Annotated in this window: 17 protein-coding genes; 8 read left to right on the top strand and 9 right to left on the bottom strand. The window is 32.9% G+C overall.

Going from position 1 to position 23,982, the window contains the following annotated elements:
- Positions 1–109 precede the first annotated feature (109 nt).
- The 7 genes from ABWU72_RS03885 to ABWU72_RS03855 all read left to right on the top strand — a co-directional run bounded on the left by ABWU72_RS03885 (position 110) and on the right by ABWU72_RS03855 (position 7,772).
- On the top strand, positions 110–1,021 hold the full coding sequence (locus ABWU72_RS03885) for a helix-turn-helix domain-containing protein (RefSeq protein WP_010962718.1): 912 nt from the start codon (positions 110–112) through the stop codon (positions 1,019–1,021).
- A 169-nt stretch (positions 1,022–1,190) separates the two neighbouring features.
- Positions 1,191–1,847 (top strand): RadC family protein, encoded by a 657-nt coding sequence (locus ABWU72_RS03880; protein ID WP_265039536.1) that lies wholly within the window; start codon positions 1,191–1,193, stop codon positions 1,845–1,847.
- Positions 1,848–1,947: 100 nt separating this feature from the next.
- Complete coding sequence (locus ABWU72_RS03875; protein ID WP_007549714.1) at positions 1,948–3,081, top strand: hypothetical protein; 1,134 nt, start codon at positions 1,948–1,950, stop codon at positions 3,079–3,081.
- 75 nt (positions 3,082–3,156) lie between these two features.
- Positions 3,157–4,065, top strand: coding sequence for a helix-turn-helix domain-containing protein (locus ABWU72_RS03870; protein ID WP_006280075.1), 909 nt, complete (start codon positions 3,157–3,159; stop codon positions 4,063–4,065).
- 25 nt (positions 4,066–4,090) lie between these two features.
- Complete coding sequence (locus ABWU72_RS03865; RefSeq protein WP_010962716.1) at positions 4,091–5,002, top strand: helix-turn-helix domain-containing protein; 912 nt, start codon at positions 4,091–4,093, stop codon at positions 5,000–5,002.
- Positions 5,003–5,485: 483 nt separating this feature from the next.
- Complete coding sequence (locus ABWU72_RS03860; RefSeq protein ID WP_006280073.1) at positions 5,486–6,400, top strand: DMT family transporter; 915 nt, start codon at positions 5,486–5,488, stop codon at positions 6,398–6,400.
- Between the two features lie 64 nt (positions 6,401–6,464).
- On the top strand, positions 6,465–7,772 hold the full coding sequence (locus ABWU72_RS03855; protein ID WP_353283894.1) for a UDP-glucose dehydrogenase family protein: 1,308 nt from the start codon (positions 6,465–6,467) through the stop codon (positions 7,770–7,772).
- A 17-nt stretch (positions 7,773–7,789) separates the two neighbouring features.
- Here the strand turns inward: ABWU72_RS03855 and ABWU72_RS03850 are convergent, their stop codons facing one another.
- The 9 genes from ABWU72_RS03850 to ABWU72_RS03810 all read right to left on the bottom strand — a co-directional run bounded on the left by ABWU72_RS03850 (position 7,790) and on the right by ABWU72_RS03810 (position 19,714).
- Complete coding sequence (locus ABWU72_RS03850; RefSeq protein WP_006280071.1) at positions 7,790–8,935, bottom strand: MFS transporter; 1,146 nt, start codon at positions 8,933–8,935, stop codon at positions 7,790–7,792.
- A gap of 127 nt (positions 8,936–9,062) precedes the next feature.
- Positions 9,063–10,115, bottom strand: coding sequence for a threonine aldolase family protein (locus ABWU72_RS03845; protein WP_006280070.1), 1,053 nt, complete (start codon positions 10,113–10,115; stop codon positions 9,063–9,065).
- Positions 10,112–11,161 carry a threonine aldolase family protein gene (locus ABWU72_RS03840; RefSeq protein WP_006280069.1) on the bottom strand — a complete coding sequence of 350 codons (1,050 nt, stop codon included), beginning with the start codon at positions 11,159–11,161 and terminating at the stop codon, positions 10,112–10,114. Before ABWU72_RS03840 ends, ABWU72_RS03845 begins: the two co-directional genes overlap by 4 nt.
- A gap of 1 nt (position 11,162) precedes the next feature.
- Entirely contained in the window at positions 11,163–12,938 is a 1,776-nt protein-coding gene (locus tag ABWU72_RS03835) for an ABC transporter ATP-binding protein (protein ID WP_006280068.1), read from the bottom strand.
- Positions 12,939–13,928: a phytanoyl-CoA dioxygenase family protein gene (locus ABWU72_RS03830; protein WP_006280067.1), complete on the bottom strand. Its 990-nt coding sequence runs from the start codon at positions 13,926–13,928 to the stop codon at positions 12,939–12,941.
- A 3-nt stretch (positions 13,929–13,931) separates the two neighbouring features.
- Complete coding sequence (locus ABWU72_RS03825; RefSeq protein WP_006280066.1) at positions 13,932–15,626, bottom strand: WG repeat-containing protein; 1,695 nt, start codon at positions 15,624–15,626, stop codon at positions 13,932–13,934.
- Positions 15,587–17,923: a glycosyltransferase gene (locus tag ABWU72_RS03820; RefSeq protein WP_353283893.1), complete on the bottom strand. Its 2,337-nt coding sequence runs from the start codon at positions 17,921–17,923 to the stop codon at positions 15,587–15,589. The genes ABWU72_RS03825 and ABWU72_RS03820 overlap by 40 nt, the downstream gene beginning before the upstream one ends.
- A complete protein-coding gene (locus ABWU72_RS03815; RefSeq protein WP_353283892.1) occupies positions 17,880–18,833 on the bottom strand; it encodes an NAD-dependent epimerase/dehydratase family protein in 954 nt (317 codons plus the stop codon). Before ABWU72_RS03815 ends, ABWU72_RS03820 begins: the two co-directional genes overlap by 44 nt.
- 125 nt (positions 18,834–18,958) lie before the next feature.
- Positions 18,959–19,714: a sugar phosphate nucleotidyltransferase gene (locus ABWU72_RS03810; RefSeq protein WP_353283891.1), complete on the bottom strand. Its 756-nt coding sequence runs from the start codon at positions 19,712–19,714 to the stop codon at positions 18,959–18,961.
- A gap of 693 nt (positions 19,715–20,407) precedes the next feature.
- Between ABWU72_RS03810 and ABWU72_RS03805 the strand changes: the two genes are divergently transcribed.
- A complete protein-coding gene (locus ABWU72_RS03805; RefSeq protein WP_044471241.1) occupies positions 20,408–23,935 on the top strand; it encodes a DEAD/DEAH box helicase in 3,528 nt (1,175 codons plus the stop codon).
- The last annotated feature ends 47 nt before the right edge of the window (positions 23,936–23,982 follow it).

Genomic DNA, 23,982 nt, shown 5'->3' with positions numbered 1-23,982 from the left:
ATTAATAATTATACACAATTGTGAAGAAATATTCAACTAAAATTCAAACATAGAAAGAAGCATCCCTTTTGTATATCTTTATTTGGTAGTATTAACCTGTATAATATTTATGGCAAATATCTCGATAAGGTACAAAATAGCACAAAAAGTAAGGAGCTGGAGGTTAAAGCGAGGTTATACTCAAAAAGATTTAGCGGGAAAAATTGGCGTAACGTATCAAGTAGTACTACAATATGAAAAAGGAACACGTAAAATTTCGATTGAGAAATTGTATGCTATAGCAGAAGTGTTATCGGTTGGCATCATAGATCTTATTCCTGTATCAAGTGAAAAAATTTGCCTTAAAAACGAAGAAGAGGAAATATTAAATCTAGTAAGAAAATATAAAACGATTAATGATCAAGAGTTGCGCAAGGTGTTTTACTTGCTAACAAAATTTACCCGAGTTGGTGAGAAAAGTAGTAAAAAAGCAGAGAAGGTAAAAATTGCAAAGGGTATGGTTAAAGCAGGAATTTCTGTTGATATTGTTTCACAAGCAATTGGCCTCTCTGCTAATGAGTGTGTTGAAGAAAAAACAGGTTCTATCTACTACCAAATAGGAAAAAAGATAAAAGAATGGAGGCTAGTGAGAGAGTATACTCAAAAGGATTTGGCTGAGAAAATGGATACAACACGTGATGAAATAAGCAACTATGAGCAAGGACGTGTGGCCATTCCACTGGAAAAATTATATGCAATAGCAGAAACATTATCAATTAGCATTACAGATCTGCTCATAGAGGAAGATGAGATAGTAGAAAGTGAGCTACCTGATTTAATAAAAGAATACAAAAAAATTGAGAGTCAAGAATTACGCTATGCGCTAATAAAATCTCTGTTTGAAAGCATACAAATTTGCGAAGAAAAAGTGAAAAGAGCAGAAAAGATGAAAATTGCAAAGGATTTAGTGAAAGGAGGAATTTCTACCGATATTATTTTGCAAATAACAGGCCTCTCTTTAGGCGAAATTCAACAGATTTAAAATAAAAAATCAGTATATATTAATATCTTTACTCTTAGATGAAAAAATAAGTAAAAAAGATTGAGAAATTGATTTGACTTCACTCGAAAGCTATGGCTTTATGCCAATGCTGATAAAAAACAGCAGTAAATATCTAAAAAAAGTTTGTTGTTAGTGAAAGGTAAATTATATGAATAAAAGTAAAGAAGAAATCGAATTCAGAATATTAGAAAGCAAAGGCAAAGCACTACTTGATCGTGAAATAATGGAAACGTTTCTAAGTGCAGTACATGAAAGCCCACAGGCTCAAGAAATTGCTAAAAATTTGGTGAATACTTATACAGGAGTAGGAAGGATTTTAGGTAGAGAAATGGATGACCTGAAAGTTATAGAAGGAGTAACTGATTCTGCAGTAGCAATGATTATGTGTGTTAAGGAAACACTAGAAAGGGTACTGAAAGAAAAGCTTAAGAGTGAGCCAATCATGGACTTACAAGGGATAGTAGAGTACTTAAACGTAAGTATAGGCCACTCAGAAAGGGAATGTGTAAAAATACTGTACTTGAATAAAAGGCGTCAACTAATTGGAGAAGAATCCTATATTGGTGAAATGGAAAAAGCATCAGTATACATAAAGGAAATTACAAGAAAGGCATTAATGAAAAATGCAACATCAATAATAATGTCACATAACCATCCTGGAGGGAGCTTAGAGCCATCAGAAGAAGATCAAGCAGTAACGAAGAGCTTAGCAGCAGCATGTAGTACTGTAAGCGTAAAATTGTTTGACCATATTATCATCACAAGTGGAGGCTATTTCAGCTTTCGAGAAAATGGATTGTTATAGTAGAAAGTATTTGCAAATCTACTCATTATAATTTATAATGAGTAGTAAGATGTATAAAGTTTATTGTACGCTTAAAAAGTATTTTTAATATGAGGTTTATATGACTAGTAAAGATCGGAATAAAAAGACTAATGTTAATCACAAGAAAATATTTGGTGCTCTTGAAGGCGTTGATATAAAGCAGTCTAAATTTGTGAGTAAAATTAATAACCAGAAGGAGATAAACCGGGAGGCCTCCCCTAGCAGAAACATTCGCGAAAACAAAATCAACTACGGGAAAAGCCTTGACTATGTTTATGGCACAAAACCTTTAAATGATCAAGCAGAAGATTTAAATCCATTTGCTTCAAATTTGCAAAAAATAAAACCAAGTGCAAGCGAAAGTGAAAAGTTGAGCTGGTTTAAGAGTGCTGTAGTAGAGACAAAAAACGTAAATGCATTGCATAAAGTTATAGAGCAAGTATTAGCCTCTGGAGCAAGAGTAAATGCATGTAATGATGGGGAGTGGAGCTTCGCAGAATACATGATATTGGGCACACACTTTCACAGATTAGAAAAAAGTGATCGAAAAAAGATAATGCGTAAGCTAATGCTAAGTGGTGCAGAGTTTCATGATACTCTACTACAGAATAAACTGATAGGTGAAATCTATAATGAGCTACAACCAGAAGTTCAGCCACAGATAGATGAGAGACTAGAAGAACTAGAGAAAGCTGGCGAAAGTGCTGTGCAAGAAGGAGAATTAATAGATGTTGAGATAGATAATACAACATCGTACATAGAGTTTTCTGGGAATAGCAAGGTAGAGGTAGCCAAAATACTGAGAGAGTTAGGGAGTAACATTTTAAAAATGGGTAATAATGCAGTTGAGATCAGAAGGGAGGAAGGAGGTGCAAGAAATTACGTTGATGTATCAGATGGTAGCTCCGTTGTGTTAGAATTTCCTACAAGCCTTGGTAAGCTAAATATTGTATTGTACCAGGACGTAAAAAACTGCAGTCAGGTACAAGTAAAAGTAGCGGATAAGGAAATGTGGGCTGAATTACAAAAAAGAGGAGAAGAAATTGGAAAAAATTGCCTTTTTGGGGGAGTGAAACTTAAGAAAGTGGTAGAAAGAGGTAATTTCACTAGGTGCGGCATATGGAGTGAAAAGCAGAAGGAAGTAAGTGAAAAATTGTTTTCATGGGCAGACAAAGTACGTGAAAATAGTAAAGAAACTTGTAGGGCACTTTAATTCATCAATTTAAAGGTTCCAGAGTCTGGCTATTATATCTGGAGCCTTTGAGCTATAGTATAAAATATTATATGTATGGTTCTTTTTGTGGAAAAAAGTCTAGATTATAAAGTGGGAGAAAAATTAAAAAGTTGGAGGTTAGAGAGAGGGTATACTCAGAAAGATTTAGCAGAGAAACTTGGTGTAAAGTACTGGGTAATACTTCAATATGAAAAAGGGAATCGTAGAATTTCAATTGAAAGGTTATATGCTATAACTGAGGCACTATCAATCAGTATTACGGATCTAATTCCTATATCAAAAAGCTGTCTTGAAGATGAGGGAGAAGAAATCTTAAATCTAGTAAGAGAATATAAAAAGATTAATGACCAGGAGTTACGTAAGATGTTTTGTTTACTAACCAATTTTGTCCAAGTTAGTGAAAAAAGTAGTAAAAAAGCAGAGAAAATAAAGATTGCAAAAGGTTTGGTTAAAGCAGGAGTTTCTGTTGATATTGTTGCAAAAACAATTGGCCTCTCTGCTGATGAATGCGTTGAAGAAAAAGGAGGTTCTATTTACTGCCAAATAGGAAAGAAGATAAAAGAATGGAGGCTAGTGAGAGAGTATACTCAAAAAGATTTAGTAGAAAAAATGAGTACAACACGTGACGAAATAAGCAACTATGAGCAAGGAAGGACTGCTGTTCCACTTGATAAATTATATGAAATGGCAGAAGCATTATCGATTAATATTACGGATCTACTAATAGAGGAAGGGAGTAAAGTGAAAAATGAGCTACCTGATTTGATTAAAGAATACAAAGAAATTGAGAGCCAAGAACTACGGCATGCACTAATAAAGTCTTTGTTTGAAGGGATACGGATTTGTGAGGAGAAAGTGAGAGAGATAGAAAGGATTAAAGTTGCAAAGGATTTAGTAAAAGGGGGAATTTCTATTGATATTATTTTGCAAATAATCGGTTTATCCGTTGATCAAATTGCATGAAAATTTATTTCTAAGTAAGGTATATATGTTTGTTTCTGTAAGCGATATTAGTTCTATAAGCTACAAAATAGGACAAAAAATAGAAGATAGCAGGTTAATGCGAGGGCATACTCAAGTAGAATTGGCAAGTGAAATAGGTTTAACATACCAAGAAGTAAACAGCTATGAAAATGGGTATATTCCTATTCCAATTGAAGTACTATATGTAATAGCAAGAGTATTGTCAGTTAATGCTATAGATTTATTACCCGAACCAGTAATAGTAAGGGAAGACAGCTATGAAGACGAGGAAATACTCTATCTAACGAAAATATATGAGAATCAAAAGTTAGGCAAAATAGTACCTTCATTAGTCAGGTTTGTTCATATTAGCGAAAAAATTAATCAAGAAGAGGCAAGGTTGGAAATAGCAAAAAATCTAGTGAAAGAAGGAGTTTCAGTTGACATAATTTCCCAGGCAACCGGCTTATCTATTTACGAGTATGATAATACAGAGAGAGAAATCTGCACTGATTCTATATATTACAGAATAGGGCAAAGAATAAGAGAATGGAGGTTAATAAGAAGGTATACTCAAAAAGATTTAGCGGATAAAGTTGGCGTAACACTCAAGGAAATACATGAATATGAAAGAGGTTATACTACCATACTATTTGATAAATTATATGAAATAGCAGGAGCATTATCAGTAAATATTAAAGTCTTGCTACCTGAAACGAGAGAAAGTAAAAAGCTATTGAGTTTAATAAACGAGTACAGAGAACCGGAATCATTAGATGCGTTAGTCAAATCTCTATCTGAAGATATGAAAAGCGGCAAGGAAAAAGTTAAAAAAGCAGAGAAAATCAGGGTTGCGAAAAATCTAGCAAAGGCAGGTGTTGCAATTGATATTATTGTGCGAGCAAGTGGCCTAACTGCTGATGAGTGTGAAAATTGAATTGTGTTAAAGACGGTACTGAGAAACATTATATTAAGATATAAGTAAAGATGGTTACGTATTTAATACATCTATTCTGAAAATTTGTTTAGCTGACTCAACTGAAGCATTTTCGTAAAGTTTTGCTGCTAATTTGCTTGTTTGATAACTTTCTTTAACGTCTTCACAGCTAACACTGAAAACACATATTGCTAATGCTAGCAGAGAAGCTAGTTGGTAAAATTGCCACAGCCGTCAGTACTCCCGATTACTTTTCCTGATAATGTGATAGTATTCGCAAGTATTATCATATATTACAAAAAAATCAGTTAGCATTTCTGTTTATTAAAATTATACAATAAAGCTGCACTTTATATAATACTTCTCAAATCATTTCTACTAAATATTTATGAATATGGTTAAACAGTAGATAGAGGAAAACTTGTCTAGTATTGATCTTTTTTATAGTAAAGTTATCTCATAAAATATTAAATTGGGAGTTTTATGGATCACAGATTAAGAGCTTATTTGCTTGGAGTTACCTGGTTTATACTCAGTTTACTTAGTAGTGTAGCTAATGATACTATATCAAAATATCTAAGTTTACATCTCCAAAGTTTTGAAGTAATCTTTTTCCGCTTTTTATTTAGCACTATTACCCTTGTACCTTTTATGCTTTACTATGGAAGAGAAGCTTTTAAAACAAGTCAAATATCTATTCAGATAACTAGAGGAGTATTGTTATTTGTTGGAATAACCTTGTGGACCTATGGGTTAGCTATTTTTCCCATAGTAACTGCAACAATTATAAGTTTTTCTATACCATTATTTGTTATACTTCTTGCAATCCCTTTACTAAATGAAAATATAATTTGGCAAAGATGGTCAGTAACTGTTATTGGCTTTGTTGGTATTGCTATTACTACCAAAGCTTATAGTGAAGACTTTAATCCTAAAATTCTTATTTTTATTGTATCTACATTAATCTTTGCTATATTAGACATACTTAATAAGAAACTCGCAATAAAAGAGTCCGTAATAAGTATGTTATTTTATTCAGCTCTAACAACAACTATTTTTTCCACTGTGCCTTTGCTGTTTTATTGGCATTTGCCTTCCTTGTTAGAATTAGTATTACTACTGATTTTGGGAATTAATTCAAATCTAATTCTGTTCTTCACATTAAAAGCTTTTACTCTTGCAGATGCTACTGCACTTGCACCATATAGATACATAGAGCTAATAATTTCTGCAATAGTAACATATGTTATGTTTAATGAGTTGCCTGATAAAAGTGCTTTGTATGGTATTTTAATATTAATACCATCGACTTTGTTTATAGTTTATTCAGAAAGTAAAGTAATTAAGAAAAATAATGTATGCAACGCTAGAGTAAAAATTTATGACTCTAATTGTTAATGATGTTCTTTTTAAATGTTTAAGCAGTTGAGCTACATTAGGATATTTTTAAGGTGATGACAAGATGTATATAACCATTATAGGAATAGGGTATGTAGGTTTAGTATCTTGTGCAATGTTATCAGAGCAGGGTCATAACGTTGATTGCATTGACATAAATACTAAGAAGATTGAGTTATTGAAATTAGGAAAAATTCCTATATATGAGCCTGGATTAGCAGACTATTTAGAGAATAATATAAAGTTACAAAGGATAAGATTCTTCGATTCGTATTCTCAAATAAATCCCAACACAGAAGTAGTGTTTGTAACTGTAGATACTCCATCAGACTCCCTAGGAAATGCAAATTTACAGAATGTATATAATGCAGTAAGTGAAGTTTCTGAGAGAGTTAATCAAGATTGCTTAATAGTGATAAAGTCAACTGTTCCTCCTGGTACTGCAGAAAATATATATAATTATTTATCTAATAAGGGCTATAACTTTGATTTGGGGGTTAATCCAGAGTTTCTCAAGCAAGGCTCTGCAGTATCAGATTTTTTATACCCAGATAGGATAATAATAGGAGTAAAAACTAAGCTAGCTAGAGCAAAACTAGAAGTTATATATAGATCATTTATAGATAAGAATATTCCGTTAATAGTCACTGATACAGTTACTGCTGAAATGATTAAATATGCTTCTAATGCTTTTCTAGCAACAAAGGTTGCTTTTATCAATGAGATGGCAGGTTTATGTGAGCTATTAGGAGCAGACATTGACCTTTTAGCTAACAGTATGGGAATGGACCATAGAATAGGTAAGGAATTTCTCAAAGCTGGTCCAGGATTTGGAGGATCATGTTTTCCTAAAGATTTGTCAGCTTTAATAAGGCTTGCTGAAGATCACAATGTCAAGCTACAAATTTTAAATTCAGTTAAGGAATCTAACTATAATCATATAACAAACATTGCTAAAAAGGTAGAATATGTATTAAATGGAGTCCAAAATAAAAAAATAGCAATATGGGGGCTAACTTTTAAGTCTGGTACTGATGATGTAAGAAATAGCCCAGCTATAGATATTGCACAATTGTTAGTGAATAACAAGGCTAAAATTACTGCATATGACCCAATGGGGATAGATAATGCTAGGCAAGTTCTAAAGGATATAGAATACGCGGACAATGCTATAGGGGCTGCAAGGGACGCGGAAGCCTTGTTATTGTTAACGGAGTGGAAAGAATTTAAAAATCAAGATTTTGCAAGTTTAAAGAGTATTATGGCTGCACCTAATGTTTTTGATTTCCGTAATTTATTAGATAGCGAGCTATTACTAAGATATGGTTACCATGTTTATTCCTTGGGTAAAAAATCTATCTACAAAGTTTAACTGTTGAGAAATTTTTTTTACACCGCTTTACTTAGTTTTTTTAGATCTTTGCTTGATAGTATGGAAAAGCAAACGAGTGCAACAACAGAGCAAATGGAAAAAAATGAAAACATAATACTGTTACCACAGTGCTTAACAAGTACTCCTAAGAGCACGCATGAAAATATTGAACTTGCAATATACCCAAATAATCCTGTTAAGCTTACAATTGCACATACATTATTTTGTGGAGCAATTTCTACAGCTATAACACCTGTCAGTACTTGCACTCCAAATATAAAGAATCCTGATAAGATTGCACAAAGGTTCATAAGAATTATGTTTTGACCAAAGTTCATTGCAATAAAAGTGAGTGCTATACCCAACATATAAAGTGATGCCAGCAAGCTTCTATTTTGAAAGAAGTACATATCACTAATTCTTCCTGTTATTAAAGTTCCAAGGATTCCACCTAAATCATATACGCCTGTTATTAGTGAGGATTGTACAAGAGAAATTTGTAATTTATTCTTTAAAATTATAGGAAACCAAAAGAAGATTCCCATTTTTATAATATAAGCACAAAAAGTAGCACAACATAGAAACCATATGGAACTTGTTACCTTGATACCTATTTGAGATTTCTGCACCTTATAATAGGTAGTAAAGTTGGCACTTTCTTTGTAATATGCCTTTAATATTATATAAATTCCAAAAAGTAAGCATAAGAAACCAGAGTACAAAAATGCACTTTTTGCATTATATATTTTAATTATACTTGGTAATACAATTAAAGTAATACAAGAACCAAGTTGCTGAGATGCGCTCATAACTCCCCATGATGATGCAATTGAAGAGATGCTAGAGTTTGTAACCATAAACTTGGTAATAGCTGGCCAACCTAACCCTTGTGTCCAAGCTAATAATATTAATGTTAACAGTAATAAAGTTAGATTATTATATGATAAAGTTATACCAATGGTTAATAATCCAGTTGCAATATTGCATAGCCCAAACATAAATAATGGATTATTTTTGGAGTCCATGATTATTCCATTAACAAATTTTGATACTCCATAAAAAAAAGAAAAGCAGGCAAAAAAATAGCTTAATTTTACATGGTCAGTATCTATTAACAGTGGTAGAGCAATTGGTATACTTTGTCTTGATAAATAAAGCAGCATATATCCACAGAAGAATAGTAAATATTGAAAGAAGACAAAGTTCATACCTATTCCCAAATAGCTCTATGCAGATGCTAGCATAATACTATATTGGTATAATATTGTTTGACAAGAAGTTTGCAAACAATTAGTGCAGAAAATTACTTAGTATCTTTCTTATAGCAGATACAGTAGTATTAATATCTTCATAGCTTATATCTCTATGTGTTATAGCTCTGATTTTACCTTTGATGTTAGCCATTCTAATTCCATAATTTGTCATTAGTACGTTTATTAATTCTTGAGTAGATATACAATTAGTACGTAATGAAAAATACGCTATATTAGTTTTATACAGGTCGATATCAATTATAACTTGATCTATGGAGTCTAGGCCTTCTATAAGGTGCTGCATTTTTTTATGATCTTCTTCTAAAGAATTTACATTATTACGTAGAGCATATAAACATGCAGCTGAAATAATGCCAGCTTGGTGCATACCTCCGCCAATTTGAAACTTATAGTACCAAGCTTTTTCAATAAAATCTTCACTTCCAAGCAATATTGCACCCATTGGAGCACCTAATCCTTTACTAAAATCAATGAATACCGAATCAAAATAACTTGCATACTCCTTTGGAGATATTTTAGTATGAGCACAAGCGTTGAACAGTCTTGCTCCATCTAAATGAGTGAATACGTCATTCTCTTTGCAGAGACTTGAGATCTCTTGAATATATTCTAAAGGCCACACAGCTCCACCACCAAAATTTGTCGTTTGTTCGATAGAAACAAGCCCAACTCTCGGAATATTTCTTAAACTAGGACGAGTAATAAACTCAACAATTTGTTCTCCAGTAAATATTCCTCTTGTACCTTTGATGGGCAAAGGAGTAGCATGTGCCTGGGCTGCGATCAAGCCAGATTGTACTATGAGTGGATGTGAAGTTTCATCAAGCAGCAAGTAATCACCAGGTCTTTGAATGTGTACTTTATAAGCAATTACATTGGACATCGTTCCTGAAATCAAAAAGATTCCTGCAGGTTTACCTAATATTTTACATGCGGTTGCCACTAATTCGTTCACAGTTGGATCTTCACATGCAGCTTCGTTTCCAACTTTTGCTTTAGCCATCGCTTCCCTCATTTTAGCTGAAGGGTCAGTGTTTGAATCGCTAAAGAAATCTATTTTTACTCTCATATTAAATTTAACACAACCTCCTTTATAATTTCAGCAGCTTTCATGATGTCTGTTTCCTTTGTGCCAAGATGGGTAACTGCTCTTATATGAGACTCGAGCCAAGGAAAAAGCAATAAACCATAAGCTTGGCACTTACTCAAGAAAACCTCATTAGTTACATTTAGTGCTTTTATACTAAAGCTTACTATATTAGTTTCTGGATAAGGTAGTACCAGTTTTATGTGTGGAATTTCCTTAATCTTGTCTGCAAACAGTTTGGCGAGTTTATTGTCTTCTTTAAGCCTAGAAATATTGTTCTGTAGTACATACTTTGCTGCATTAGCACAATACCCTATCTGATGATAACCACTACCTAGCCAAACCTGTAGCTTTTTAGCCCTTTCAATTATCTCTCTTTTACCCATAAGCATTGAACCAAAAGGAGCTCCAAGTCCTTTGGTAAAAGAAAAGCTCATTGTATCCACATATTTAGCATAATCTGCTAAAGCAATATTTGTTTCGACATGAGCATTAAATATTCTTGCACCGTCTAAATGAAGATTTACATTGTGAGCTTTTAAAAAGTGATATAACTCGACTTGTTTTTCAAAAGGATAAATTTTACCATTAAACCCGTTTATACTATTTTCTATAGAAACAAGACTCACCTGAGCAAAAATTTTGTACCTTGGCTTAGAATTAATAGCATATTCTACTTCAGCAACATCTAAGATTCCGCTATTATTTCTAATACAATTAAATACGATATTATTTACTTTTGCATTGCCTGCGCTATCGAAAAAATTAACGTGATAATTATAATGAGTTATTAGTTCATCACCAGGACTTGTTTGACTGGCAATGGCTAATCTATTTGCAAGCATACCGCTGGTTGCAAATAATGCTTCTTCTACTTTGAATAATTGTTTGCAATATTCTGATAAGTCATTACAGCTTTTGTCTTCACCATAAGCAAAATCTCCAACAGTTGCATTACTTATTGCATGTATAACGTTGGAGCTCTGCAGAGTTGTAGTGTCACTTCTCAGATCAATAATTTTTTCCATCTTATTTTTTGCCATTCAAACAACCAATTTGAGCATTCCAAAGTTCCTTGTAAAGACCTTGCTTAGAAACTAATTCAGCGTGTTTACCATCTTGGACAATTTTTCCTTTGTTAAATACTAGAATTCGGTCCATATGTAAAAGTGTAGAAATACGGTGTGCTATAGTAATGGTGGTTTTATTTTCCATCAACTTAAATAAACTCATTTGAATTGTTTTCTCTGTTATAGAATCTAACTGACTAGTTGGCTCATCGAAAAATAATATCGGAGCGTTTTTTAGAAATGCTCTCGCTATGATTATTCTTTGTCTTTCCCCTCCAGATAGCTTTATGCCTTTTTCTCCGACTACAGTTTCATATTGATCGGGTAGAGTCATAATGAAATCGTGAATACCAGCCAGCTTTGCAGCTCTTATTATTTCTTCGATAGTAGATTGAAGTTTACCATATATAATATTTGCTAAAATAGTATCATGAAACAACAATGGTTCTTGAGGTATTACAGATATTTGTTGCCTCAAAGAACTCTGTGTAACTTCCGATACTACTTGATTATCAATCTGTATATTACCTTTTTTAACATCAAATAGCCTTATGATTAAGTTTATAAAAGTAGATTTACCACCTCCAGAATAACCAACTAGACCTACCTTTTCGCAAGGATTAATGGTAACTGAAAAATCTTGAAATAATGACTTCTGACCCTCATAAGAAAAAGAAACATTATTAAACGTTATTCTTCCACTTAATAAATTTAATTTTTTAGCATTTTCCTTATCTTGAATTTCTGGTACGGTAGTCAAGATTGGCAATGCATCTGAAACTTTGCCGAAATGAGTAGAAAATTGGGTAAGATTCCTAGTTAGATGGTTAAGAAACTCTATAATCGATATATTAATTCCAAGTACAAGAGCAATATCTCCTATTGCAATCTTGTTCAATTGATAATCATGAATTAAAAAATACAAGTTTACTGCTTGGAGTATATCAAATGAATAGCCATATATAAACCAAAGCCAAAAGTATGCCCATTGTAATTTTCTTTCTGCAATAGTTTTTTTCTTGCATACTTGAAAAAATTTATGCCTCTCATGCGCTTGCCGAGAAAATAACCTTACTGATATAACATTTAAAATACTGTCGGCTATACCCGCTATTACTTGTGAACTTTGTTTAGAATGATCATCGGCTAATCCGGTAAGCACCCGAAAACTGAAAACCGAAATCAAAATAAAAATGTTCACCCAAATGAATGTAGCTATTGCAAACTTTATATTTACTAGTGATAAAGTATAAATAGCCAAGATTAATGCTATACTATAACTAAAGAAACAGTCTATAAGCAGTCTTATTAGCTCTATCACACTATCCATTAAGTTACTGACCTTATATACTAAACTTCCGGATAGGTTGTTTTGATAATAGGAATGGTCTTGCTGAAGCAGCCTGTAAAAAGACATATCAGCTATTTTTTGACGCATTGAGGTAAACATTCGAATGTCAACAAAATAGCCATAGAATCTAAAAGCAGTAGTAATAAGTAATGCCATACAAACATAAGCGCTTACAGGTAATAAAAGATTTTCAATTACATTACCTTCTTGATATTTTACAGCTGTATCTAAGATATTTTTTACTAAATACTTTCTAAAAGATAAATCAACAGCCACTACTAGGGCAACCAGGAACATTACAAGCACATTAAGCTTAAACTTGGATAAGATATTCAAAATGAACACCAATATATACTTGAAACTACCAACTCTACTTTTGTTCATTTATAATGCTAGCTCCACCACATTGACTTTTTTATTGAGAAATACAAGCAGTGAAAACCATAAATTTTTGTATATTTTTCCTGAAATGTCTCCAGCATCATGTAGTGCTGACGCTTGATTCAGAATAAGTAGCTTATATAAATCTCGCTTAGCTTCAGCAGTGTTGACCTCAGAAATATTTGTAGTTGTGTCTGTAATAAAGGCTAACCAGCTCTTAATAAGTTCTTCCATATTTTTTGTTTTTATACTTTCCTGGCGACGAAATAATGATAAGTATTCTCTCAGTATAAATTCTGTTAATGCACCACAGTTTAATATACCAAAAACTGAAGGCTGAGGTTTTGGCACACAAGGAAGACTTTTATCTTTTACAACCCATCTCGTAACATAAGCAAACCTATCTTTAGCATCTATATTCTTATCACTACCATGCCATAACCGTGAATCAAAAACTATCGCATCTCCTGCTGAAATAGGTAGTGACTTAATTTTATAATTTTCCCGGTTATCCGAGTATTGATCCAAAAAGTATGGATGCCAAAAATCAACTAGAGGCTGTATTTTCCAGTTGTGACTATCTTCTATAACTTGTAGTGCACCTGAAGTTTTATTGACATTATTCAAAGCTAGCCAAACAGAAAAATGATAAGGGTCATTAAAGCTATAAGAGATGTCCTGATGGAAGGGAACTGCATCTATTAAATCAGCAGTTTTACATATAACATTTGATTTTTTCTGCAGTATCTGGCATTGAAGTGACTTTTCAAGATAATTTTTAATAATTTTATCTAATACTTGAGATACAATTCTAGTTACCTGAGATGATGTACCCCATCTTCCAGTGCAGTTTAAATAGTCAGAAGTTGAAACACCTAATTCTTGAGATAACTTTGATATCTTGCTTATTATATCATTTAAAGACTGAGTTATTAACTCTAAAGGAACTAGATTTTTGATAATAAAAAAACCATTTTTTTGCAATGCTTTCATATATTAACACCTAATGTCAATAACTGATAAATAATCTGTTAAAGGTACAATACTAAAAATTTTAAGCCCTTTTACTTGTTTTAGTATTCTTTTCCAATCGCTCAATGTCCTTAGTTTACCCCCTGTTTCAACCATTACATTAATATCTACAGAACCTCCCACTGGGGAGTAGTAATCTAGGATAGTTTCTATCACTAAAACGCGTGGTATTCCTTTATTTTTTACCAATTTTAAATAAGACAATACCTTATTATCATCATAATGCTGCAGAAAGCGGCAAAAGACACCTAATTCATAATTTGTAGCTGATAATTCTTCTTGAGTTATGAGTTTAATTTTTAAATCTTCTACTGCCTGCCTAGGCACTTTATGTTCGTTGTAATAATATAAGCCTATAGAACCTTTATTGTGTATATCAGAATAAGCAAGAAATAAAGAGTGTACGCCAAATAGCAATATATTTTTAGCACCATCTATATTAACCCTAGAATTAAACTCTTTAGTGTCAAACCTGGAATATCCTAGCAATGCTTGGTAAAACGCTATTTTCCTGTCTTCTGATGTTTCTTTCTCCTTAAAAGATTCAAATGAAGATATTGACTCCTGCCTTAATATATCGGCAATTTTTAACCAATTCTTTTCAGCGGCAACCCTTGCCCACATTGCTGCTGCTTTAGGCAAAAATGGTATTTCCTTAAAACACTTACCTTTTGATGATAGTTGCCATAAGTCCTTGTTCTTATCGTAATCAATAAACCCTATTTCCCACAACGCCCTTAACAGCCTTTCTAGATTTGGAACGATAATATTTAACTTTTGAGATAAAACTGGCATAGTTGCAGGTAAGATATTTAACAAATCAAGTTCAATAGCAACATTTGCGAGGTAAGTTTTCCAAAAGGCTGAAAGTTCTGCAGAAATCTTATGCACTTGAGATTCTTTATCTAAATCAAAAATACTAAACTTTACGTTTCCGGTAATATCGATCTGTCCTAATACACCTTCAAAAGTTTCAACTTTTGCCATGCCATTATAGAATGCTTCTACCATTTTAAATCTTTGCCGGTAAACAGGATTGCCATTAATATCTATATGAAACCAGCCATGCTTATCTTCTGCAATAGCAAATCCTTTATGAAAAACATTAAGCTTTTTATACCATTTATTATGTACTAACTTTCCATGATTATTAATATGTGTAGCTTTACCATCTTTATGGACTACAGCGATACCATCCTTAAAATCCCCAACATAATTGTATTCTTGCTCATAAACTCTATTGCCGTTCAAATCAATATGAAAAAACTTATCATGCTTTCTAATCACACAAATATCTTCTTGGTAATTTCCAATCCATTGATACGAATGTTTGTATACTCTACATCCAGATGGATCAATATGGTAATACCCTGTGTCATCTTCTACGGCTGCTCTATTGCAGTAAAATCCAAAAGTTTTTAAAAATCTGTCGCGATAAATTGCTTCTCCCATTGCATCGATGTGATAAGCGCCTGTCTCATCATAAACTGGTGCAAGGCCAGGCTCGTGAAATTTATCAACTCTAATAAATCTATTTTTGTACAAAGGATTTTCTGACAATTGGTGAAACCTTTCACAGGGGGAAACCCTAATAGATTTAAGGTACTCACTATCTTTCATTAATTGACTAATGGTTTTCTCATGTTGCATGTTTTGCATAATTCATAGTTTAAATAATTCTTTTGTAAGTTTAGGTACTCGCTACTTTGCCATATTTCCTCCAGTTTAACTTCATTAACATTGCCAAAATCTCCTAATGTTTTGCGTAGTTCATCTGGAGCACAGCAGGGACTAAACTTGCCTTCATTGTTTATCCATGCTTCTTTACCTAAAAATGGGCACTGACCACCTGGAGCCAAATCCTTGATACCCTCTTGAGAAAGGATCGTAAAATTTTCTAATTTTATCTTTTTACCATTTGGCAATAGCATATTATCCCTAAGTTCATATAACCTTCCCACCTCCGTATTCCATCTACTAATTGCTAATTCATCTCTCCTCATAGATAGATCCTTAATTTCCTTAAAATGTGCCCAAAGATGATGTCCTTTAACTCTATCTATGCCATTTTTTATAGCCATCTCAACTATGTCGTAAAGTTCATGTAAATTACTTTCTAAAAATGTTAATTGTAAAGTAACGGTACACCTTTCACCTGTATCGCTAAAGTATTTATCTCTAACTTCAAGGAAAGTTTTTAAATTTTCTGTCACTACTTCCCATTTTGAACCTTTCATGATTCTTTCATGAGTTTCTTTAGTTGCCCCATTCCAGGAAATCTTAACATCAGATAAAATTGGTACCAATAGTTCAGCCCATTTTCTAGCTCCTTTAATAGGAAAAGAACCATTGGTCGTGAGGTTAAGCTTCAGGCCGAACTCATGGCACAAATTGATTATTTCATCAAAGCTTTTATACATTAAAGGCTCACCCATAGTAGAAGGAATGATTTCCCTTAAAGGTGTTCCATCTGCTTCCTTAATTACCTTCCTGATAGTTTCTATTGACATTATCTTGGGTTTTATCCCTTTAGCTTTCTTCTCCTCTTTAACTTTACTATATGGTGAAAAGCATTCACACATTACACAAGCAAAGTTGCAGTAATCTGGATTAGTATCAAAAGTAATTCTCCAAGGACCAGGTTTTGTAGCCACTGATTTGCCTTTATTTTCAATAACATTACGGTAAATTTTGTTAAGTTTCTCAGTATGCTCACTTATAGAAGGTACATTACCATTTTTAGTATAAAGATAGCCTCTTTGGGTCAGTTCACTGTATAATTCCTGGTCTGTAGATAGGACTTGCATTTTTTCTGACAAACTATTTGTATCTCTATGCTTAAATAATAGTCCGTTTATTCCATCTCTTACATATTCTGCCATGCCACCATAATCAGCCGTTATTACTGGTACACTCAGTTGCTGTGCTTCATGTATTACTAATGGTGAATTTTCACCCCAAATTGAAGGAACAACTATCGCATCAACTTTATTAAATACATCAGTAACTATATTTTTATTGTTATAACTTCCCATCCATTCTATCCTTTCTTTAACAGCATGTGGAAACTGATCGGCAATCGCTTTTAAAGTTTTAGTTTCTTCCCTTGCCGCTCCCCAAATTCTAAGTTTTGCTTTAGATGATAAGCGAGAAAAAGCCTTCAATAATAGGTCAACACCTTTCTCGGGAGTATGAGTACCTATATAACCGAAAATAAACCCTTTTTCTTGCACCCTATTTCTATTCTTAAGACGATTTAGATCAAAACCATAATCAAGATAAGAAATTTTGTTTATCGGAACATTAAAGTCTTGAGTAAATTTATCCATTAAGAATTTTGACGGAGCAATGAAGTAATCTATATAGTCCACTACTTTCTTTGTTTGCTTCATTCTAGTTGCAACCCATTGTTCCCAATAATTTATGTCTAAATTCAGGAATTCTTTATCTCCTGTAAAATATCCTTTGTAACATTGGGTTGCACATTTTTGATCCTTTTGTCCATCACAAAGCCGTAACAAATCTTCAGAATTGCGTTGAATAAACCTTCCTCTTGGACACATTAACCAAAAGTCATGTAGCGTAAAAATTGTAGGTATATTTTCTTTAAAAGCAATTTCTGGTAAAGTAATTGATAGATGATTAAGATGACCAAAATGTATAAGATCTGGCTGAAAGTTATCTATTACTCTTTTAAATTTTATATCTACTTCTTCATTAATAAATTTATAACGATATTTAGCTATGGGTATATTAATTAAATGCAGTAAGATTCGAGAATCACTACGATCTAGGACTGTAGTGTAATAAAAATCAGGTAAAAAGCTATTTTCATACCTAGTAAATACTTGTACCTCATTGTTATTTGCTAGTTCATGAGCAAGAGTTTGGCTATAAACCTCTGAACCAGCACTATAATAAGGAGGGTAACCATGAATAACTTTTAATATTTTCATATATTACCATATCTATATTGTTAGGATGTTCTTGTGTATTGTTTTGTAGACTTTTTATAAATTTACTTAATCCTACTTCTAATGAATGTTTTGGAGACCAACCAAGTAGCTCTTTAGCTCTAGTAAAATCACCATGGAACTTAGTTACATCAAAATTTCTTGGAGGATAAAAATCAATTCTAGAATCACTTTTCGTGACTTTTAATATTGTTTTTGCTAAGTTTTCTAAAGTACATGGGCTATTAGTAGTAAGATGAATAGCAGGAAGGGAAGATTTTTCGCTTTGTAAATATTTAACAGTTAAGCATATACCCTCTATAACATCATCCAAATAGGTAAAATCAAAAACACATTCTTTACCTTCTATTTTAATTGGATCACCTCTTAATGCATTAATACAGAGTGCGGGAATTACTCTACTGTTATGATCTAGTAAACCACCGTATACATTTGAAAAGCGTAATATTGCTACATTAAAATCTTTTAAACTTGTTATTTGCTTCTCAATAAATGCTTTACCTTTGGCATAATTATTTATTGGATCGATACTAGCAGATTCTGTAACCGGCAGTTCCTTCTGCTCTCCATAGACTTCCCTACTACTTGCATATATAAACCATGGTTTATTTGGAAGTGACTTACATAACCCTAAAAACCGCATTGTACCATCAACATTAATCTTTTGACACAGTGTAGGATAAAGTTCACCATGTATAACTCTAGAAATTGCAGCCAGATGAATGATTCCTGTACACTGAGCAAGTAGTGGTACTATATCTTCTGAAAAAAAACTGAGTGGATTATCGTGAAATCTAATATCGCAGCTTATTACTTCATGGCCTTGGTTTTCTAACTTTTTCACCAAGGTTGACCCTATCAAACCTGCAGCACCTGTTATTAATATCCCCATGTATACCCTCTCACTACAAATAGGAAAATTTGTCGTACCAATTATCTTACAAGTAAGAATCAAAAGGTATTATAAAACCAATATAAAACAAATGTCAACTTAAATTAATGAATAAAAAAATGTAATTATGAAAGAAAAGTTGGCTGCCTTCTTTCTTGAAAATAGTGTTCGGCTTTAATCAAATCCTCCTTATTATTTACTCCCATTGCTTCTCTTTCATCAGAAACTACATAACCTACACTCAAGTTATTGTTTGCTGCAATGGGCACTATATCATTAAGACAATATTCATTGGTCGAATTATTAAATTTTATTTCTTTTACTAAGGTAAAGAGATCTTTAGCATATGAAGCTATTATTCCAGAGTTTGCAAGAAGAATTTCATCTTCACTTTTCAAGACTTTTTGAACATTGTCATTATCATCAATTACTAATCTTCCATATTGCTTATCTTGACTATTAAATCCAAGAAGAACTAAATTTTTATTATTACACTTTAAACAATCAGTCATTCTCATAACTGTATCACTAGATATAAACGGGGTGTCTCCGTACTGTATTAAAACTATGTCTTGGTCAGATAACCGCTCCAGGCTTTCTAGGGCAATTTTAACTGCAGTGCCAGTACCTGTAATATTTTCTTGAATTATCAATTTTATATTATATTTATCAATTATATCTTTTAAGGTACTAAATCTTTCTAACTCCTTTAGAAAAGGCTTGTTAATGACAATTGATAGACTTTTTAAACTCAGCGGTTTTGCATTGTGAATTATATGCTCTAAAAGAGTAAAATTTCCTACTAGGTGTAGTGTTTTTGAGTACTGTGAATTCATTCTACTGCTTTTTCCTGCTGCTAATATTATCAACGTGTTATCCATACATAACTCAAGAACTTACTAGGAGGTAAGTTAAGTGATAATTAATGAGTTGTAAAGTCTACTATAGTTTCCTAAATGATCCAGAAAAAATAATTAACATGCTTGAAATATATAAATCCTCTATGACGCTAATATAGATTAGCCGATAAAGTAAGCTTCCCAGAACTACTCATTTATATTGACCCATCAGTACTTATACAAAAGCTAGTTGATCGAGAAAATAGGCAAATCCTTATCAACGGCCTACTACTTTTCCTAACTTATGCTTCCTTGTTATATTGTTGAGTATACTTTTTAAATAGTTTTTTTCTGTTTTCTATCAACCAATAGAAGTTTCTTTTAGCCCATAAGGATATTTATATAGGAACTGATATTTTCTATGCTGGCAAGAGTCTTGACGCCGTAAAAAAAACTACTCAATAATTGGGTAACTTCTGATGACATTTTCACTGTACATTTATCGCACAACATTAGTGCTACAATCACAGGTGTAAAGGTATTAAACAACCTTTAAAAAGTTTCACTTTTCCCTTAATCAATTTTTCCTTTGATATAAGTGTTTATTGCTTTTGCCCTCTCTGTTGTTATAATTAACATTTTGTAGTAGTTCAAGATGAGTTTTGCATATTCAGAGAAAATCGTCCATAGAATCAGCATCTAGCTTATCTAGGTTAAAATATATAGTTTTACAAGATGACTATTTATGGAAGAACATGGTGGGGTAAGAAGTGGCTCCAGTCTTTTGACGGAATAGATTATGATAACCGTCTTCCACGTGGCAGAACTTGTGCTAATACTGGTCGAGCTTTTGGTATTAAAATTAATGGTCACATAGTTACAGCTAAAGTTCATAGCTCAGGATCTTACCCATATCGTGGTTCAAAACCTCAACCATATAAAGTCAAAATTATACTCAATGAATTAAGCTCATCAGAACAACAGACCATTCGTCAAATTATTGAAACTTCACCAGCTATATTAGCTAAATTGATAAATAGACAATTATCAGCCAGCTTGTTTGATAAGCTTAATGATCTTGGGATTAAATTATTTCCTTCAAATTGGCAGGAGATGAATGCAAGTTGTAGTTGTCCTGATTGGGCTATGCCTTGTAAACACATTGCTGCTGTAATTTATCTTATTGCTGCAGAAATTGATAAAAACCCCTTCATGATTTTTAATATTCATAATTGTAATTTGTCAGCACTTATCGATGATTTTGGGAATGGAAAATTAGAAAATGCTCAAAACATTTTAAAGATAGATGATATATTTAAGGCATGTTCTAAAATTAGAATACATAACCAAGCAATTTTAAATGATATTGATTTATCAACTATTCCTAACCTTTTTGATTGTATCAGTAGTATTTTAACAGATAATCCACTTTTTTTTGAAAAAAACTTTCATAATATCTTACAGATAGCTTATAAGCATTGGCAAAAGTATCCTGCAGGAAGATTAGTGTACTATCCAGCTTCTAAGAAGGAACTATCAGAAGAGGAGCTATTTATTAAAAGATGGGGAAATATTGAGAATTGGCAAACATTTCAACTATTCATTGATGATCAGCATTACCTTACTCAAGTGAGCAATGGTACAACTAATTTATTTAGGCTCAGTGGAAATGTATTGAGGGATGTAGCACGATTTTTAAATGATATTCCTAGTTCGTTACTCCACAAACTTAACCCTGAACTTCGCTTCATGCATATGATTTCACAGTTTGCACATATGCTAATGGAAAAGTCAGCGCTAATACCACAAGTATTACAAAACAAAAGAGGAGAAGTAATAATTAGGTGGATTCCGGCGTTGTTTAATGAGTCAGTTAAGGAAATTCATAGCAAGATATCATCTATTTGTCCGCCTCTATTGATTAAATATCAAGAAATCGTTATGGAACCAGAGGAACAAGTAAATGTTGCTATCTCTCTCATCCTTTTAGGGTATATAGAAGATAACTTTCCTGCATCACTGGATAAGCATAGAGATAAATCCATCTTTGAATTATTCTTTACTGGAAGATCATACAAGTTTACTGAGTTTAGCAACAAGGAAATACCGCAAGCAATTAATCTCTGGCTTTCACGTCTTTATTTAGCAGATAAACCTTACAAACTCTATTTAATGATAAAAGATCACCATGAAAAATTTGAACTTGAGGTACAGTTATCACTGGATGATGAGAAGTCATTCATCAAGCTGGAAAAAGCACTCTCTAATCAAAACGTAAAGCTTAGTATTTTATCTGATCTTGCACTTTTGTCTGAATATATACCTGAACTAGAAAAGTCGATTGACGATAATAGCACATTATCATTTAATTTAGATAATTTTGCACCATTATTTTTGCATATCTTGCCTGTACTAAGAGCAATAGGCATCAAAGTTATTTTGCCGAAATCTTTACAAAAAATCTTAAAACCACAATTAAGTCTTAATTTGTCTACTAAAGATAAAATAAAAGAAGATCGCGAAAGCTTTTTAACGCTGGAAAATTTATTGAAATTTGATTGGAAAGTAGCAATAGGAGATAAAAAACTAAGCGTTACAGAATTTAAAAAATTGCTAAAAGATTCCCGAGGGCTTGTGCGAATAGTCGATCAGTACGTCCTTTTGGATGACAAAGAGGTAGAAGCTTTATTAAAAAAACTTGATAAATTGCCTGATTATTTAAGTCAAGCAGAGCTTATGCAAGCTGCTCTAACAGGAGAAGTAAATGAAACTAAAGTAGCATTTGACCAGCAGCTTACAAGCTTATTTAATAAACTTAATACTTACACACCTGTTACTACACCAAATAATCTAATAGCACAACTACGCCCATATCAAGAACGTGGATTTAGTTGGCTTGTACAGAACATAGAAAACGGGTTTGGTAGCATAATTGCTGATGATATGGGTCTTGGTAAAACATTACAGGTTATAGCAGCTATTCTGTGTTGCAAAAATACAGGGTTTTTGGATCGGGACAGAGTCTTGGTAGTAGCTCCCACAAGCATATTAAGTAATTGGCAACGAGAGATGGAACGTTTTGCACCAGAATTAAAGCTTTTCGTCTATCACGGACAAAATCGAGAATTGGCAAGTGATTATGATGTAGCTCTAACATCCTATGGTCTTGCACGTCGTGATAAAAAAGAACTTAATAAAATTCGCTGGTTTTTGCTCGTGATTGATGAAGCACAAAATATAAAAAATCCTAATACCGAACAAACCAAGGCAATTAAAACTATTGCAGCAAAACATAAGATAGCTATGAGTGGTACGCCTGTTGAGAATAGGTTGCTTGAGTATTGGAGCATTTTTGACTTTATCAACAAATCTTATCTTGGTACTCCTAAGCAGTTTAAAAGCAGCTTTGCAACACCGATTGAAAAAGCAAGAGATAAAACTTGTCTAGAAAGGTTTATGAAAATCACTAGCCCTTTTATGTTACGTAGGCTTAAGAGTGATAAAAGCATTATTCAGGATTTACCAGATAAAATTGAGAACAATCGTTATTGTTCCCTCACTTCAGAGCAAACAGCGCTTTATCAAAAGGTTGTTGATACAACTATGGAGAAGATAGAAAAAAGTGAAGGGATTGAACGTAAGGGACTAATCTTTAAACTTATCAATGCTTTAAAGCAAATTTGTAACCATCCATCACAGTTTGGCAAGAAAAAGCGTGCGAGTATTGAACAATCCGGTAAAATGCAGATGCTTGAGGAAATATTGATTAGTATTGGTGAAGTTGCAGAAAAATCATTGATATTTACTCAATACACTGAAATGGGTGAGATTATAGCTAGGCTACTTGAAGAAAGGTTTGAATCAGAAGTGCCATTTTTACATGGAGGACTTTCTAGAAAAGCACGTGATACAATGATTAATGACTTTCAAAACTTATTCCAGTCCAACATTCTTATAGTGTCTTTAAAAGCTGGTGGAACAGGGCTTAATTTAACAGCGGCAAACCATGTAATACATTACGATTTATGGTGGAATCCAGCAGTGGAAGCACAAGCAACAGATCGGGCCTATCGTATCGGGCAAGAACGTAATGTCATGGTGTACAGGCTACTTTCAACAGGTACATTTGAAGAGCGTATTGATGAGATGATTCAAAGCAAGAAGGAATTAGCGAACCTAACTATAAGTAGTGGCGAGAGTTGGATTACAGAATTTAACAACGATCAATTAAGAGATTTAGTTAATATAAAAAATGCACTATAATATAGCTGAGTTATTTAATGTAAAGAACCAGCTAACTACCGCTAATA

It is taken from the genome of Wolbachia endosymbiont (group A) of Lypha dubia, assembly GCF_964028575.1.
In the GTDB taxonomy this organism is placed as follows: domain Bacteria; phylum Pseudomonadota; class Alphaproteobacteria; order Rickettsiales; family Anaplasmataceae; genus Wolbachia; species Wolbachia pipientis.
This window is presented reverse-complemented; position numbering and strand designations above follow the sequence as displayed.

Coding starts and splice junctions, on each gene's coding strand:
- ABWU72_RS03885 (WP_010962718.1), top strand. CDS start 110: ATGGCAAATATCTCGATAAGGTACAAAATAGCACAAAAAGTAAGGAGC.
- ABWU72_RS03880 (WP_265039536.1), top strand. CDS start 1,191: ATGAATAAAAGTAAAGAAGAAATCGAATTCAGAATATTAGAAAGCAAA.
- ABWU72_RS03875 (WP_007549714.1), top strand. CDS start 1,948: ATGACTAGTAAAGATCGGAATAAAAAGACTAATGTTAATCACAAGAAA.
- ABWU72_RS03870 (WP_006280075.1), top strand. CDS start 3,157: ATGGTTCTTTTTGTGGAAAAAAGTCTAGATTATAAAGTGGGAGAAAAA.
- ABWU72_RS03865 (WP_010962716.1), top strand. CDS start 4,091: ATGTTTGTTTCTGTAAGCGATATTAGTTCTATAAGCTACAAAATAGGA.
- ABWU72_RS03860 (WP_006280073.1), top strand. CDS start 5,486: ATGGATCACAGATTAAGAGCTTATTTGCTTGGAGTTACCTGGTTTATA.
- ABWU72_RS03855 (WP_353283894.1), top strand. CDS start 6,465: ATGTATATAACCATTATAGGAATAGGGTATGTAGGTTTAGTATCTTGT.
- ABWU72_RS03850 (WP_006280071.1), bottom strand. CDS start 8,935: ATGCTGCTTTATTTATCAAGACAAAGTATACCAATTGCTCTACCACTG.
- ABWU72_RS03845 (WP_006280070.1), bottom strand. CDS start 10,115: ATGAGAGTAAAAATAGATTTCTTTAGCGATTCAAACACTGACCCTTCA.
- ABWU72_RS03840 (WP_006280069.1), bottom strand. CDS start 11,161: ATGGAAAAAATTATTGATCTGAGAAGTGACACTACAACTCTGCAGAGC.
- ABWU72_RS03835 (WP_006280068.1), bottom strand. CDS start 12,938: ATGAACAAAAGTAGAGTTGGTAGTTTCAAGTATATATTGGTGTTCATT.
- ABWU72_RS03830 (WP_006280067.1), bottom strand. CDS start 13,928: ATGAAAGCATTGCAAAAAAATGGTTTTTTTATTATCAAAAATCTAGTT.
- ABWU72_RS03825 (WP_006280066.1), bottom strand. CDS start 15,626: ATGCAAAACATGCAACATGAGAAAACCATTAGTCAATTAATGAAAGAT.
- ABWU72_RS03820 (WP_353283893.1), bottom strand. CDS start 17,923: ATGAAAATATTAAAAGTTATTCATGGTTACCCTCCTTATTATAGTGCT.
- ABWU72_RS03815 (WP_353283892.1), bottom strand. CDS start 18,833: ATGGGGATATTAATAACAGGTGCTGCAGGTTTGATAGGGTCAACCTTG.
- ABWU72_RS03810 (WP_353283891.1), bottom strand. CDS start 19,714: ATGGATAACACGTTGATAATATTAGCAGCAGGAAAAAGCAGTAGAATG.
- ABWU72_RS03805 (WP_044471241.1), top strand. CDS start 20,408: ATGACTATTTATGGAAGAACATGGTGGGGTAAGAAGTGGCTCCAGTCT.